This window comes from Actibacterium sp. D185-2 (assembly GCF_054954595.1).
Genome location: NZ_JBPWNX010000009.1, coordinates 36076 through 50265, shown reverse-complemented (window position 1 = coordinate 50265; position 14190 = coordinate 36076). Strand labels below are relative to the sequence as shown.

Here is a 14190-nt window from a genome sequence, read left to right as displayed (position 1 = left end):
ATCAGTCGCAGGTGCCCGCGATCACCGATCTGTCGCGCAGCCCCGCAATTTCGCGCCCCGACAGGCCCAGCACCTCGGCCAGCACCTGTTCGGTATGTTCGCCCAGCTTCGGTGCGCGCACCGGCACCCCGCGGTCGCCGCTGGAATAGCTCGCCGCCGACCCCGCCGACAGATAGCGCGTGCCGCTGGCCTGTTCGATCTCGGCCAACATCGGATTAGCCGCTGAAAACCGCGGATCGGTGTCAAGCGCCCGTTTCAAACTCTGATACGGTCCCCAGGTCACACGGTGCGCCGCCAGCAGCGCCGTCAGATCGTCAAAGCGAAGCTTGCCAATCGCCGCCTCGAACAGCGGGAACAACGCCTCGCGATGGGTGAATCGCAGCCCTTCGTCGGTGCCCAGTTCGACCCCAAGCGCACGCTCGACCTGCGCCACCTGATCCCCCAGGTTCAGCGCGGCGACCGCGTTGCGCCATTGCGGTTTGGTCAGGGCGATCAGCATGATCCGGCGGCCGTCCGCGGTCACGAAATCCCGCCCGAACGCGCCGAACAGATCATTGCCATGGCGCGCCCGGTCCGCGCCGCTCAGCGCGACCTCGCCGAACTGTCCCAGATTGGCCACCGCCGCAATCGCCACATCGCCCAGCGGCACCCGCACCTCCTGCCCGGCGCCGGTCATCCGCCGGTGCCGCTCGGCCGCCAGAAGGGCAAAGGCAGCATAGGCCCCGGCCAACAAATCCCAGGCCGGCAGAACATGGTTCACAGGCCGGTCGCTGTCGGCAAATCCGGTCAGGTCGGGGATACCCACCGCCGCGTTCACGGTGTTGTCCATCGCGTTCTGCCCGTCGCCCCAGCCCATCACCCGGACCGTGATCATATCCGCCCGCCGCGCCGTCAGCGCCGCATGCGACAGGAACCCCTCGGCCGGGTGGTTGGTCACGAACACGCCCGCCTCGGGTCCCGGCGCGGTGGCGATCGCCAGCGCCAGCTCGCGCCCCTCGGGGCTTTTCAGGTTCAGTACTACCGATTTCTTACCCTTGTTCAGCCCTTCCCAATACAGGCTGTGGCCGGTGGTCCCGGTGCGCGGCCAGCGCCCATAGTCGGGCCCACCGCCCAGATGGTCGAACCGGATCACCTCGGCCCCGAGCTGGCCCAGATACATGCCGGCACTCGGCCCCGCGATAAAGGACGCGCCTTCGACGACACGCATTCCGGTCAGGATCTGAAACATGGCAAATCTTCTCTGGTTGGTCCGGCGGCGCGCATCGCCCGGCAGGGCTGCACCCTAGGAAGGTCTGAGGGTTTCATCGCTGCCTGTCTAGGCTCCGGCACCCGGATAGGGAATGGACCGGCCCCCCCGATTACTTGGACAGTTCCGGCCTAGCGCCGGTGCTGGCCGCGAAACGCGGTCGCGTTGCGCCCTGCCTTTTGCGCAAAGAAACGCGAGAAATAGGCCGGGTCGTTGAACCCCAGTTGCAACCCGATCTCGGCCACCGACAGCGGCGTATAGATCAGCAGCCGCTTTGCTTCCATCAACAGCCGGGTGTGCAACAGTTTGCGCGGCCCCTGCCCCACCGTCGCGACACAGACCGCATGCAGACGGTCGGGCGTCACACCCAAAGCCCCGGCATAGCGGGCGATCGGCCAATGCTCCTTGAAATGGGCCTCGTTCAGATCGCGGAACTGCTGATAGATCCGCGCATCGGTGATCTTGACCGGCCGGCTGACGGTCTGGATCATCGCCAGCCGGCCCACGCCGATCAGCATCAGCCGCAACAATGCCTCGACCGCGCCCCGGCTATGGGGCCGACGGTCCCGTATCTCTTTTTCCAATAGCGACAGCAGATCGGGCAGGGCCGCGCCGTCCGGCTGATCCGGGGTCAGCGTGCGGCACACGAAACTTTGCATCACCGCGCGCAGAAAGGTTTCATCCGACGCCTGCGCAATGGCCGCGGCCAGATAGTCGGTCGATACCGTCAGCACCAGCCCCTTGCTGGGGTTGTCGAACGTGAACCCGTGCACCACCCCCGCCGGCAGCCAGACCACCGTGCCCGCCGGAATGTCATGCGCGTCATTGTCGACGGTGACACGACCCGCGCCGCTTTCCAGCCAGATCGCCTGATACAGTTCCAGATGCCGGTGCATCCCCACATTCCACGACGCGGTGGCCGGGCTGTGTTCGATTCTTTCGATATGGGCCAGCCCGTCGCTTTCAGGCTGCTCGTCATATCCATACAGCCCGACAACGGGCACATCGGCGCCTCTTTGCATCGGTTCCCCCCTGAACGCGCGTGCGGTCCACCCGGTTTCGTCCAAGTCAAACTTCCGAGTGTCCATTCCATTTCCGGGCAATATAGACAAAATTGCATAGGGAGCTAAGAGCTATTTTCGAAGGTCGCGCCGGGATACCCCGGCCAGCCCCGAAAAGGGAGGAACCGATGTCACTGATAACCCCGTATAACCACGAGGAAGAGGGCGTGCAGCCGCCGTTGCTGTACCCCGATTACAAATCATCCGTGGGCCGCGCGCCCTCGAAGCCGCTGATCCCCCTGCCCCAGACCCTGACCGAAATCACCGGCCCGGTCTTCGGCCACGACCGGCTGCGCCCCAACGACAGCGACCTGACCCGTCAGGGCAAGGCCCCGCCGATCGGCGACCGGATCATCGTCATGGGCCGTGTAACCGATGAAAACGACCGTCCGATCCGCAACACGCTGATCGAGATCTGGCAGGCCAACGCGGCGGGCCGCTATTTCCACCCCAACGACACCCGCGACGTGCCGCTGGATCCGAACTTCACCGGCGGCGGCCGCGCCGTGACCGATGACGATGGCTGGTACCGCTTCATCACCATCAAGCCGGGCCGCTATCCGTGGCATAACCATGAAAACGCCTGGCGCCCGGCGCATATCCACTTTTCGCTGTTCGGGCCCAGCTTCATCACCCGGCTGGTGACGCAGATGTATTTCGAGGGCGACGCCCTGCTGCCCTATGACCCGATCTATCTTCAGGTGCCCGAGGCGCACCGCCACAAGCTGATCTCGCATTTCGACTATGGTATCACCGATCATGAGATCGGGATCGGCTTTCGGTTCGACATCGTCCTGCGGGGCCGTGCGCAAACCCCGTTCGAGGAGGACACCCATGAGCACTGAATCGATCTGGCAGACCGTCGGCCCGTTCTTCCATCACGCACTGCCCTGGGAAGGCGGCGGCGACATGGCCACCGACGCGACCAAGGGCCAGCATATCCGCCTGGTCATCACCGTGACCGACGGGCTGGGCCAGCCCGTGCCCGACGGCATGTTCGAGCTGTGGCAGGCCGATAGCTTCGGCGCGTTCGCCCATCCCGACGATGACCGCGGCACCGATCATGACGAAAACTTCGCCGGCTTCGGCCGCGCCGCCATTGGCGACAATGGCACGTTCGTCTTCAACACCATCATTCCGGGCCGCGTGCCCGGCCCCGGCAATACGCTGCAGGCACCGCATATCGACACCGCCTTCTTCGCGCGCGGGCTGGTCCGGCGGCTGGTGTCGCGGATCTATTTCGAAGGCGATCCCGCCAATGACGAAGACCCGGTGCTGAACATGATCGACCCGGCCCGCCGCCCCACCATGATGGCTCGCAAAAGCGGGACAAATCCGGCAGAATGGCACTGGAACGTGGTGCTGCAGGGCGACGGCGAAACCGTCTTCTTCTCGGTCTGACGCCCGCCGCATCCCTGCGCCATCGGACACTCAAAAAGAAAGAACATTCCATGAGACCCGTCATCATCTCGGTCGCGATCACCGGCTCGGTCCCGAAAAAGAAGGACACCCCCGCGGTGCCCGTCACGCCGTCAGAACAGATCGAATCAACGCATCAGGCCTATGAGGCCGGCGCCGCGCTGGTGCATATCCATGTGCGCAACCCCGACGAATCCTCCTCCTCCGACCCGGCACTGTTCGCCCAGGTGCAGGACGGTATCCGCAAGCATTGCCCCGGCATGATCGTGCAGTTTTCCACCGGCGGGCGTGGTCGCGACCCCCAGGCACGCGGCAGCGCGCTGTATCTGAAACCCGACATGGCATCGCTGTCCACCGGCTCGGTCAACTTCCCCAACATCATTTTCGAAAACCCGCCCACGCTGGTGCGCAGCCTTGCCGGCGACATGCAAGAATTCGGCATCAAACCCGAGATCGAGGTGTTCGATCTGTCGATGATCCACGCCACCCGCAGCCTGATCGAAGAGGGCCTGCTGAACGGCACGCCACATCTGCAATTCGTCTTCGGCATCAAGAACGCCCTGCCTGCCGAACGCCCCATTCTGGAGCTGCTGGTGGCCGAGGCGCGGCGCGTTCTGGGCGATTTCACCTGGACCGCCGCCGCCATCGGCCGGCATCAGGCCGAGGTCGCCGGCTGGGCGGTCGAAATGGGCGGCCATGTCCGCACCGGGCTGGAGGATAACATCCGCATCAGCGCCACCGAACTGGCCCCCAGCAATGCCGCGCTGGTCGAAATCGCAGCGCGCACGATCCGGGAACACGGCGATAAACCCGCCTCGCCCGCCCAGGCCCGCAGCCTTCTGGGCCTGCCCGCCTGAACCGGGCCGCCCGGTAACCTTGTGCGCCGGACCCCGCTGCGCGAACGCCGCAGCGGGGTCCGGCCCCTGGAATAAGCCCAAATCCTCTTTGCCCGTCGGGCCGAAAGGCCCGGTTCGCCGGCCTGCGCCATGCCTTCTGCGCAAATGCCCCAACGATAGATAGGTTATGCCCCGCTCGTGATGCTGTTTGAATGGCGTAAAATACCGGCCACAGACCGATACCCCCGGCCGATCCCGTTTGACAGGAGGACCCCAACGGCATTCGAACTTCCCCAAGTGGAACCGCCAGCGCATGTGCCCGCAGAGCTGGTACAACCGTTCCCGTTCATTTTCGGCATGACCACTGACAAGGATCCTTTTACCGATCTGGCGAAATCGGTGCATGCGGGGCCGGAAATCTTCTATGCGCCCCATGCCTATCCCGGCGCCACGCCCGCCTGGGTTCTGCGCCGCGCCGAGGATCTGAAAAAGGTCTATTTCGATACCGAGCATTTCTCGAACAAGGGGTTTTCGCCCTTCGCACGGCTGATCGGCGAAACCTGGGGCAGCGTTCCGGCCGAAACCGATCCACCCCTGCACGCGCTGTACCGCGCCTTCGTGAACCCGATCTTCACCCCCCAAGGCGATGACCGCGCTGGAAGGCAAGATTCGCGACTATGCCCGCAGATATGTTCTGGGCTTCAAGGATGCCGGCGAATGCGAATTCATGGGCGATTTCGCCTTCGAATTCCCAATCAAGGTGTTCATGGAACTGATGGGCCTGCCGCAGGACCGCACTGCCGAATTCCTGGAATGGGAAACCGGCCTGCTGCACAGCAATGACCTTCAGGTCATCGCCGGGGCCACCCGCAAGGTGGTCGATTACCTGCGTGGCGAAATCGCCGACCGCCGCGCCACCCCGCGCGACGACCTGATCACCTATGGCGTCCAGGCCGAAATCGACGGGCGCAACCTGACCGAGGACGAAGTGCTGGGCTTTTGCTTCAACCTGTTCATCGGCGGGCTCGATACGGTTTCGACCCATATGGGCCTTCAGTTCCGGCACCTGGCCACCCACCCCGCACATCAGGCGCAACTGCGCGCCGAGCCCACGCTGATCCCGGCGGCGATCGATGAGATGATGCGCGCCTATCCTGCCGTCACCACTTTCCGCACCTGCATCAAGGAATATGAGATCAAGGGCGTGAAGATGATGCCGGGCGACAAGGTGGTGATGAGCACGACCCTGGCCGGACGCGACCCCGAAGAGTTCGAGAACCCCGACGAGGTCCGCTTTGAACGTGCGGCGCGGGGGCTGAGCTTCGGCTACGGGCCGCATCTGTGCGTCGGGATGCATCTGGCGCGGCGTGAAATGCGCATCGCGATGGAAGAGTTCCTGGCCAACATCCCCGAATTCCGTCAGGCCGAAGGCCATGTTCCGATGACTCGCCTGGGCATGATCACCCCCGTCGATCTGCCGCTGCGCTGGCAAGCCGCCTGAACCCGAAGGATAGAGACGTGCCAATAATCACCTATGTGCAGCCCGACGGAACCCGCCAGGTCTTTGTCGATCCCGCCTGGGCCGCCAAGGTGCCCGCGCCCGAAGTGCTCGAAGAATCGATGCTCGAAGGGCTCGATGCCGAAGGCCGCCGCCTGTCGTGCCAGATCGAGGTTACAGAGGCGCTGGACGGGCTGGTGGTGCGGGTTCCCGACCGCCAGTACTGAACCCACCTGAAAATTGGGGCGGATAGTGCCTGAACAGCGCTATCCGCCCCTGACCCGGGCCATCCCCCCGCGCGCGCCGTGGACGGATGACCCTGGATAAAGGGGTGCGGGTCGTCCGCTCAGAACACCTCGAACAGGCCCGCGGCCCCCATGCCGCCCCCCACACACATGGTCACGACCACATACCTGGCCTTGCGCCGGCGCCCTTCCAACAACGCGTGGCCGGTGCAGCGCGCACCGGTCATGCCATAGGGGTGGCCAATCGAAATCGCCCCGCCATTGACGTTGAACCGTGCCGGATCGATGCCCAGCGTATCGCGGCAATACAATGCCTGCGAAGCGAAGGCCTCGTTCAACTCCCACAGATCGATATCGTCCACCGTCAGCCCGTGCCGCGCCAGCAGGCGGGGCACCGCGACCACCGGGCCGATCCCCATCTCGTCGGGCTCGACCCCGGCGGCGGCAAACCCGCGAAAGGCACCCAGCGGCGCCAGCCCGCGCCGTTCGGCCTCGCGCGCTTCCATCAGCACCAGCGCCGCCGCACCATCGGAAAACTGCGACGCATTGCCCGCCGTGACCGACTGGCCCGGCCCGCGCACCGGGTCCAGCCCGGCCAGCTTTTCCAGCGTCGTGTCGGGGCGGTTGCATTCGTCGCGCGCGACGGTGACCTGTTCGGTACTTTCTGCGCCGGTGTCGCGATCCTTGCGGATCATGTTCACCGTCATCGGCACGATCTCGTCGTCGTACACCCCGGCCTGTTGCGCCGCCGCGACCCGCTGTTGCGAGGTCAGCGCATAATCGTCCTGCGCCGCGCGGCTGATCCCATAGCGCTGCGCCACCACGTCCGCGGTCTCGACCATCGGCATCCACAGCGCGGGCCGGGTCGCCATCAGATGATCTTCGGTAAAGTGATGCATGTTGCGGTGGCCGCCCATCTGCACCAGCGAAATGGATTCGACCCCCCCGCCCGCGGCCACCTCCAGCCCGTCATGGATGATCGACCGTGCCGCGATCGCCACCGCATTCAACCCCGAGGCACAGGCCCGGCTGACCGTGGCCCCCGCCGTGCTGACCGGACATCCGGCCCACATCGCCGACAGCCGCGCGATGTTGAAACTGGTCGCGCCCTCGGGATGGGCGCAGCCCATCGTCACATCCTCGACCGCGCCGGGCTCGATCCCGGCCCGCGCGATGGCGTGTTTGATCGCATGACCGCCAAGGGCTGCGCCATGTGTGGTGTTGAACCCGCCGCGCACGGATTTCGCCAATCCCGTGCGCGCGTAGGAGACGACGACCGCTTCCCTCATAAGGTGAAATCCTTCCCTGTATCCCGGCCCATGGTGTCAGATCATCGCGATGCCGCCGGACACGCCGATATGCTGGCCGGTGACATAAGCGGACTCGGGCGCGGCGAAAAAGGCGATCGCGGCGGCAACTTCGGTCGGGTGGGCCAGCCGACCGATGGCGGTGGGACTGGCCCCGGCCATCGCGGCCAGATCCTGCATCACCTCGGGCGGGTTCCAGGACGGATCGCGCGGCGCACCCAGGCTGGCCGCTTCCGGGTCGCCATCTGCGGCAGAGTCGATGCCGCCGGGCGAAACGCAGTTGACGGTAATGCCCCGGCGCGCGTTTTCGCCGGCCAGCGTCGCGGTCAGCCCGACCATCGCCCCCTTGCCCACGCCCCCCAGCACCGTGTGAAACGGGGTGCCCAGCCGCCAGGCCTCGCCCGCGACATTGACGATGCGCCCGTATCCCTGCGCCTGCATCTGCGGCAATACCGCCTTGCAGCAGCGCAGCGTGTTCCAGACGTTCCAGTTGACCGCCTTTTGCAGCAAGTCTTCGGAAAAATCCTCCAGCCGCATACGGATCAGGGCGGCGGCGTTGTTCACCAGCGTGTCGATCCGGCCGAATTCATCCACCGCGCGGGCGGCCATCGCCTCGGCCAGGTCGGGCTCGGACAGATCGCCGATCATGGTGGCAAAGCGGCGGCCGGTTTCGCGGTGCAGCCGCTCGGCGGTACGGGCCAGGCGTGCCTCCTGTATGTCGCACAACAGCAGGTCGGCGCCTTCCTCAGCCAGGCGGCGGGCGATAACGCGGCCCAGCCCCTGGGCGGCACCGGTCACGATCGCGCTGCGACCCTCCAGGCGGCGGCATTGGGTGGTCACGGCATAGGGCGCCGTCATTGGCGCAGTGTCGTTTGGGGTTTGGCTGGTCACCGGATCGGATCTTTCGCAATTGGGGTGGCACGCGGCCCCGCCGGGGAGAGTGGAGGGACCGCGGCGAACAAGTTCAGATGATGATACTGACCTTGCCCTGTGGATTGAGCACCTCAAGATCCAGAACCGCCTTGCGCTCGATGAACTGGAAACCGTCCTGCACGGGCGCGATCCGGTGCTCGTAATGCCCGACATAGGTGTCCATCCGCCCATGCCGCATACGGAACACCGCAAAGTTGGCGCTCAGGACGATCTCGTCCGCATCCTGCGACAGGATCCGCAGGTTGGAGACCAGCCGCCGGGTGCGCGAGCGCGGATTTTCCGACCACATGGAACGGCCGGAAAACTGGTTCACCCGCGATCCCAGCCGGGTCATGTCGTCATGCACCAGATAAAGGCTGTCCTGCGGCCCCTTCTCGGGCGAGTCCAGCGAGGGGATGCAATAGATTGCATCCTCGCGGAACAGCTTCAGCCAGTCGGCAAGCTGCCAGCTGTCAAGCAGCGCGGCCTCGTCGAACAGGAACTGCTCGACGGCTCTGTAGGTATCGGTTGTCATGGCGCGAACTCCTTTATTCGGCCGCGGCCAGCATGGCGGCGCTTTTTTCGATGCCGGGTTCGAAGTCCGGGTCCATCAACTCGGCCCAGCGACGCCACACCGCACGCATCTGCAGCTCGTCATTGGCAACCGCCCCGCCGGGACGGCCCATGCCCTTGGACAGGTCGTTATACGGCACACCGGCGGCGGCGAACCCGCGCTGGCAGTTTTCCAGCGCCTCGACATCGTCGGGTGTGCCGAAACCGGCCGGCCCAAGGAACGAGATGAAGTTGCCGAACCGTGCCTCGCGCAGTTCGGGGCTGTCTTCGGCCCCGACAATCGCCCAGGCGCGGCACTCCAGGTCGTCGGGCGCCACCGGATAGAAGGTACGGATCGTGCGCCAAGACGAAATCATCACCGTATTGGGGAAGATCAGCAGGTTCTGGCTGCGGCCCAACAACTGGGCGGCCCGATCGGCGCCGAACTTTTCGACCAGCGCCTTGTTGAGCTTGGCGAACACCTCGGGCTTGTCGGAAAACAGCGGCAGCGGCCCGATCGGCGTGTCGATCACCGCATGGCCGTAATCGAAGGTTTCGACCCGGTTCTGATCATCCCCGCGGGCGATCTTGCGCCAGGCGTCCAGATCGGCGCCCACGTCGGTCAGAAACTCGGTGAAAAAGCGCATATGGGTGAAATGCCCGTGATAAATATCGGCGCTGTTTTCCAGCAGCAGCTTCCAGTTGGCCTTGATGTTATAGGCCTGCTCGCCGGCGGCGATGACCGGATCGGCCACCGCGATATCAAGCATCGAGTCGATATAGGGGATCGCGCCGCCCAGATAGGTGCGCAGATCGACGATATCGGGTTTCATGCTCAGGAAATACAGCCCGCGGTAGTGTTCCAGACGCGGCGGCCGGCCCAGCCCCAGCTTGGAACGGTCCAGCCCCGGCCCATAACCCACCGGATCGGGCACCACGGCCAGTTCGCCTTTCGTGTTGAAGGCCCAGCCGTGATAGAAACAGGTGAACCGGTCGGCCTGACCGCGACTGCCGCGGCAGACCGAATTGCCGCGATGCGGGCAGCTGTCGAAAAAGACCCGAACCTCGCCCTCGCCGTCGCGCACGAAGATCACCGGCCGCCCGCCGACCTTGCGGGTCAGGAACGACCCCGCCTCGGTCAGCTCGGACTCGTGACCGACATAAAGCCAGCACTGATCGAACACCCGCTGGCGTTCCAGTTCCCAGATCGCCGGGTCGGTAAAGGCCTGGCGGTTTACCTTGAATGTCGCATTTGCCAAGTCATCGATGACGACCGGTGCGTCGACCTCGTTCATATGCAGTTCCATGATCAACCTCCCATGATTGCCTGTGCCGCGCGCTGACCGGCGCAGCCGCCGGTACAGCCCGGCTTGCAGCCTTCGGCCACGATCGTGTTGCGCAGAATGCCGATACCCTCGATCTCGACCTCACAGACATCGCCCGGCGCCATATAGACCGGCGGCTTGCGGGTCAGGCCGACGCCTTCGCATGTGCCCATGATCACCACGTCGCCCGGATAAAGGGTCATGCATTCCGACAGGATCACCACCGCCTGGGCCACGCCGAAGATCATGTCGCCGGTATTGGCATCCTGCATCACCTCGCCGTTCAGCCGGGTCTGGATCCGCAGCCCGGCCGCGCCATCAGGCAACTCGTCCGGGGTCACCAGTTCGGGGCCAAAGGCGCCCGTTTCATCGAAATTCTTGCCAAGCGCCCATTGCGAGGTGCGCAACTGAAAGTCGCGCAGCGATCCGTCATTGAAACAGGCATAGCCCGCAACACAGGACAGCGCCTCGTCGGGGGTGGCGTGGCGGGTCTCGCGGCCGATGACGAAGGCCAGCTCGCATTCGAAATCAAGCTGGGTCGACGCATGTGGCCGCACCAGCGGCTGTTCATGCGCGGTCAGGCTTGACGGGCCGCGCAGAAAGACGGCGGGAAACTCCGGCTCGGCGATCTCCTCATCCGCGCCAATCTGGCCCAGATGCACCGCGCCCTCCTGGGCATGGGCCATATAGTTCGCACCCAGGCAGACGATCTTGCTGGGCCGGTCCGACGGCGGCAGAAAGTGCAGCCCCGAAAACGGATGCCGCGCCGCATCGGGCGCCCCGGCCACGGCCGCCGCTGCCGCCTTCAGCGTCTCGGGCCCTGCGGCCAGAAATGCGTTCATCTCTTGCGGCAAATCCGGCGCGGCCACCGAAAGATCCACAACCTCGTCGCCGTCGCGCACACCGATCCGGCGTACGCCATCCAGCAAAAACTGAACAATTCTCATAGTAATCCTCCCATATCCAGCATCATCGATTTTATTGCCAAGTCAATCTATAATATCGATTATTTTGGCAAGACCGAAAAAGCGGCAAGGTCCTCCCCTCGCCGCCCCTCCGTGGCGCGCTCAACCGATTGCGTAATCCTCGATCTTGCCGATCTTGCCCATGCGCGGGTCCAGGGGGGCCGCCCAACTGTCGGCGGCCTGGGGCCGGCGGGTCAGTCGCCGCGGCGCGCGGGCGAAATCCTCGGAGAATTCTTCCATCCCGAAGCTGTATTCACAGGTCAGCCCGTCGGGGTCGAGGAAATACAGAAACACACTGCCCGAGGCAGGGTGCCGCCCCGGTCCGAAGACGATCGGCACGTTTTCACTGTTCAGCCGGTGTATCGCCACGCCGACATCGTCGATCTCGGACACCATGAAATTCGTGTGGTGATAGACGTTCTTTTCCGCCCGCCCGATGCCGATTCCGTGGTGGTACGGGTTCGGGAATGGGCGCATGAAGGTAAAGGTATCGTCGATCGTGTCGGATTCAGCAAAATTCAGCACGTCCTTGTAAAAGGACACCGCCGCGTCGAAATTCGGCGTGGCATAGACGACATGCCCCAGACGCTGAATCTTGGCGACGGTCGGCTGAAAGAAGTAATGCGCATCCGGCGGGGTGTTCAGATAGAATTCGACCACCGCCTGGGTGTTGGGCTCGATGATCCGGGTCGCACGCAAAAGGCCACGCTCGCTGCATTCCCCGTCGGACAGAATTTCGAACGGAACGCCATTATCCGCAAGCTGCTTTTCCAGCACATCGAACTGGTCGACGCTTTCAAGCATCCAGCCTGCGCGCTTGTGGCCCGGCTCGGGTGCTTTGCGCAGGGCAACATTATAGGGATCGTCCCCGCAGCGCAGCAAAACCGCGCCATCGGCCCCCTGCCCCACATATTCAAGTCCGATGACACGCTCATAGAAATCGCGTGAGCGTGCCATGTCCGAGACGTTCAATTCGACATAGCCGAGCTTTTTGTATCGTAACATTCAATCCTCCCAGATCGTTGAGTCTGCTCCCGCTGAATATCGGGAATCCTATATTATCATCCAAATTATCGACAATATAAAATTATTCAAGCGCTTTGATTCCAGAGGGTCGGACCGAACCGCATATCAGACGCTTGGCTGGGTATTGGCAGAGGGATGACGGTATACAGGCCACAGCGCTGGTGCTTGTCAAATGGGACTGTGGCCTTGGGGGCGGGATGCGGTAAGGTTTGGGCGTTGTCGGTGTCTGTGTACCCCACGGAATAACCTGCGGGGCCGCGATGCGTACCGGCAAGCTCGGCGCATAGGGCGGGTCAATTTACCGATTGGTTTCCACCATATTTCAATGGGTTACCTCTTCAACATGCATTATCGAAACATTTTGCATCGCTCTTCGCCAGAGACCCCCGCCGGGACGGTTGGAACCCGAATTTTCATCGGTCCCCCCGCCCCCAAAACCAGAATCGCCTGGTTGACAGCTGTCAACTCCCTGCCCCGCCGCCTTCATGCCGCTTGTTGCTCCGAGGTATTCAACAGCGCCATGACCATCGGCCCCGGCGTGAACCTGCCGGCCTCGGCTTGTTCGATCAGGGTTCTGAAATACCCGCCCGGGCTTCGGATTTCCGAAACCTTTTGCAAGATACAGGCAAGCGTGATCGATGCGTTTTCGGCACCCATGGCGGCCTGCGCCCGGGCCCATAGGTCGGGTTTGATTCCCATCATCCCGCACAGAAAGCCCGCGACCCCGACCAGCTGATGCCAATGCCGGATTGCATCCTGATGATATGGCAGGATATCGGGACATGCTTTCAGGATCACGGCAAGCGGCAGCCGGGTATCGCGTTTGTCGTGGGTTTTCTTTTCTACATGGTTTGTTGCCTGAGCCTGAGTCGCAACAGTTGTGGGTTCGACCTTTTCCACAGCATCTTCAGATTCATAAGTTTCTGTATTTGTATTCTGATAGTGCCGCTCATTTTCGCGGTCATTGCCGCCCATTTCTTCTGTATCGGCGCTTTGGAAATCACTCAGACGTTGGGTCACGATCTGCCGCAGGTCGGTCAGTTTCAGATGAACTTCCCGCAATTGATCCATCGAAAGTTTGCGCCGCAGGGCTTTGGAAAACTCTGCAAGCCGGGTTTCGACTTCGTCCCATTTTCCGACAAGGTCTTCCGCGCGGGCAAAGTCGATCAGTTTGTAGACGTCCCGACGCAGCAGGGAGGTTTCCTCGCGCAGGTGTTTGAACCGGTCCGTCGCGGCGCGGGTTTCCGCGGCGTTGCGCACGATCTCGGCGGCACGGACGAGCAGGGGGCGCAGGTCAAACCCGAAGGCCCGCACCACATCGCCCGACCGGTCCCGGGCGGCGTAACGCTTGCCGTTGGGGCTGTCATGGCGCTGGATCAGCCCGGCCTCGACCAGGGCGGCAAGGTGCCGGCGCAGGGTGCTTTCGGCCATGCCATGCGCGCGATCCGATAGGGTGGCGTTCGAGGGGAATACGATCAGTGAGCCCGCATCCTCAAGCGTGGCGCCACGGTGAAAGGACAAAAGCGCATTCAGAACCGTCAGGTCGCGATCACTGACGCCGAACGCGGCGCGGGCGGTGCACAGCTCGCGGAACAGATCCCATTTGTTGATGTGGCTGATCGCGGCCTCGGCGCGGGCGCGTTCGGCGTTTTTCATCAGGGCAGCCGTCAACGGCCGCCGCCCGAAGGGCGTCGTGGTGATTACATCCATTTTTTATTGTCACGAGACAAAACTTTCACGCCCGTCGGACTCGACGCCTGTTGACAGCTGTCAACCTTAGCCCTTAAATTCGGAAGTG

General features: G+C 63.6%; 15 protein-coding genes. 6 read left to right on the top strand and 9 right to left on the bottom strand.

What is annotated here, in order from left to right:
• Position 1 precedes the first annotated feature (1 nt).
• Positions 2-1228, bottom strand: a complete 1227-nt coding sequence (locus ACSR1C_RS14395) for a CoA transferase (RefSeq protein ID WP_460260068.1) — start codon at positions 1226-1228, stop codon at positions 2-4.
• Between the two features lie 149 nt (positions 1229-1377).
• The gene (locus tag ACSR1C_RS14390) at positions 1378-2268 is read right to left on the bottom strand and encodes a helix-turn-helix domain-containing protein (RefSeq protein ID WP_460260067.1); all 891 of its coding nucleotides are present in this window, start codon (positions 2266-2268) and stop codon (positions 1378-1380) included.
• Between the two features lie 167 nt (positions 2269-2435).
• On the opposite strand from ACSR1C_RS14390, the gene pcaH reads away from it, so the two are divergent.
• The 6 genes from pcaH (at position 2436) to ACSR1C_RS14360 (ending at position 6287) form a co-directional block, all read left to right on the top strand.
• Positions 2436-3152 (top strand): protocatechuate 3,4-dioxygenase subunit beta, encoded by a 717-nt coding sequence (gene pcaH, locus ACSR1C_RS14385; protein ID WP_460260066.1) that lies wholly within the window; start codon positions 2436-2438, stop codon positions 3150-3152.
• Entirely contained in the window at positions 3142-3708 is a 567-nt protein-coding gene (pcaG, locus tag ACSR1C_RS14380; RefSeq protein WP_460260065.1) for a protocatechuate 3,4-dioxygenase subunit alpha, read from the top strand. Before pcaH ends, pcaG begins: the two co-directional genes overlap by 11 nt.
• Before the next feature lie 50 nt (positions 3709-3758).
• A complete protein-coding gene (locus ACSR1C_RS14375) occupies positions 3759-4583 on the top strand; it encodes a 3-oxoadipate:acetyl-CoA acetyltransferase (RefSeq protein WP_460260064.1) in 825 nt (274 codons plus the stop codon).
• 294 nt (positions 4584-4877) lie between these two features.
• Positions 4878-5405 (top strand): hypothetical protein, encoded by a 528-nt coding sequence (locus tag ACSR1C_RS14370; protein WP_460260063.1) that lies wholly within the window; start codon positions 4878-4880, stop codon positions 5403-5405.
• The gene (locus tag ACSR1C_RS14365; protein ID WP_460260062.1) at positions 5290-6063 is read left to right on the top strand and encodes a cytochrome P450; all 774 of its coding nucleotides are present in this window, start codon (positions 5290-5292) and stop codon (positions 6061-6063) included. Before ACSR1C_RS14370 ends, ACSR1C_RS14365 begins: the two co-directional genes overlap by 116 nt.
• 17 nt (positions 6064-6080) lie before the next feature.
• Entirely contained in the window at positions 6081-6287 is a 207-nt protein-coding gene (locus ACSR1C_RS14360; protein WP_460260061.1) for a 2Fe-2S iron-sulfur cluster-binding family protein, read from the top strand.
• A 119-nt stretch (positions 6288-6406) separates the two neighbouring features.
• Here ACSR1C_RS14360 and ACSR1C_RS14355 read toward each other — a convergent pair whose 3' ends face one another.
• From ACSR1C_RS14355 to repC, 7 genes are all read right to left on the bottom strand, one after another.
• On the bottom strand, positions 6407-7594 hold the full coding sequence (locus tag ACSR1C_RS14355) for an acetyl-CoA C-acyltransferase (protein WP_460260060.1): 1188 nt from the start codon (positions 7592-7594) through the stop codon (positions 6407-6409).
• Positions 7595-7630: 36 nt separating this feature from the next.
• The gene (locus tag ACSR1C_RS14350; protein WP_460260059.1) at positions 7631-8503 is read right to left on the bottom strand and encodes an SDR family NAD(P)-dependent oxidoreductase; all 873 of its coding nucleotides are present in this window, start codon (positions 8501-8503) and stop codon (positions 7631-7633) included.
• A 73-nt stretch (positions 8504-8576) separates the two neighbouring features.
• Positions 8577-9059, bottom strand: coding sequence for an aromatic-ring-hydroxylating dioxygenase subunit beta (locus ACSR1C_RS14345; RefSeq protein WP_460260058.1), 483 nt, complete (start codon positions 9057-9059; stop codon positions 8577-8579).
• 13 nt (positions 9060-9072) lie between these two features.
• Positions 9073-10383, bottom strand: coding sequence for an aromatic ring-hydroxylating oxygenase subunit alpha (locus ACSR1C_RS14340; protein WP_460260057.1), 1311 nt, complete (start codon positions 10381-10383; stop codon positions 9073-9075).
• Positions 10384-10385: 2 nt separating this feature from the next.
• Positions 10386-11348: a fumarylacetoacetate hydrolase family protein gene (locus ACSR1C_RS14335; protein WP_460260056.1), complete on the bottom strand. Its 963-nt coding sequence runs from the start codon at positions 11346-11348 to the stop codon at positions 10386-10388.
• A 120-nt stretch (positions 11349-11468) separates the two neighbouring features.
• Positions 11469-12371 (bottom strand): VOC family protein, encoded by a 903-nt coding sequence (locus tag ACSR1C_RS14330; RefSeq protein ID WP_460260055.1) that lies wholly within the window; start codon positions 12369-12371, stop codon positions 11469-11471.
• 504 nt (positions 12372-12875) lie between these two features.
• Positions 12876-14102, bottom strand: a complete 1227-nt coding sequence (gene repC / locus ACSR1C_RS14325) for a plasmid replication protein RepC (protein WP_460260054.1) — start codon at positions 14100-14102, stop codon at positions 12876-12878.
• Positions 14103-14190: the final 88 nt, after the last annotated feature.

Coding starts and splice junctions, on each gene's coding strand:
- ACSR1C_RS14375 (WP_460260064.1), top strand. CDS start 3,759: ATGAGACCCGTCATCATCTCGGTCGCGATCACCGGCTCGGTCCCGAAA.
- repC (WP_460260054.1), bottom strand. CDS start 14,102: ATGGATGTAATCACCACGACGCCCTTCGGGCGGCGGCCGTTGACGGCT.
- pcaH (WP_460260066.1), top strand. CDS start 2,436: ATGTCACTGATAACCCCGTATAACCACGAGGAAGAGGGCGTGCAGCCG.
- ACSR1C_RS14355 (WP_460260060.1), bottom strand. CDS start 7,594: ATGAGGGAAGCGGTCGTCGTCTCCTACGCGCGCACGGGATTGGCGAAA.
- ACSR1C_RS14345 (WP_460260058.1), bottom strand. CDS start 9,059: ATGACAACCGATACCTACAGAGCCGTCGAGCAGTTCCTGTTCGACGAG.
- ACSR1C_RS14340 (WP_460260057.1), bottom strand. CDS start 10,383: ATGGAACTGCATATGAACGAGGTCGACGCACCGGTCGTCATCGATGAC.
- pcaG (WP_460260065.1), top strand. CDS start 3,142: ATGAGCACTGAATCGATCTGGCAGACCGTCGGCCCGTTCTTCCATCAC.
- ACSR1C_RS14365 (WP_460260062.1), top strand. CDS start 5,290: ATGGGCGATTTCGCCTTCGAATTCCCAATCAAGGTGTTCATGGAACTG.
- ACSR1C_RS14395 (WP_460260068.1), bottom strand. CDS start 1,228: ATGTTTCAGATCCTGACCGGAATGCGTGTCGTCGAAGGCGCGTCCTTT.
- ACSR1C_RS14335 (WP_460260056.1), bottom strand. CDS start 11,348: ATGAGAATTGTTCAGTTTTTGCTGGATGGCGTACGCCGGATCGGTGTG.
- ACSR1C_RS14330 (WP_460260055.1), bottom strand. CDS start 12,371: ATGTTACGATACAAAAAGCTCGGCTATGTCGAATTGAACGTCTCGGAC.
- ACSR1C_RS14390 (WP_460260067.1), bottom strand. CDS start 2,268: ATGCAAAGAGGCGCCGATGTGCCCGTTGTCGGGCTGTATGGATATGAC.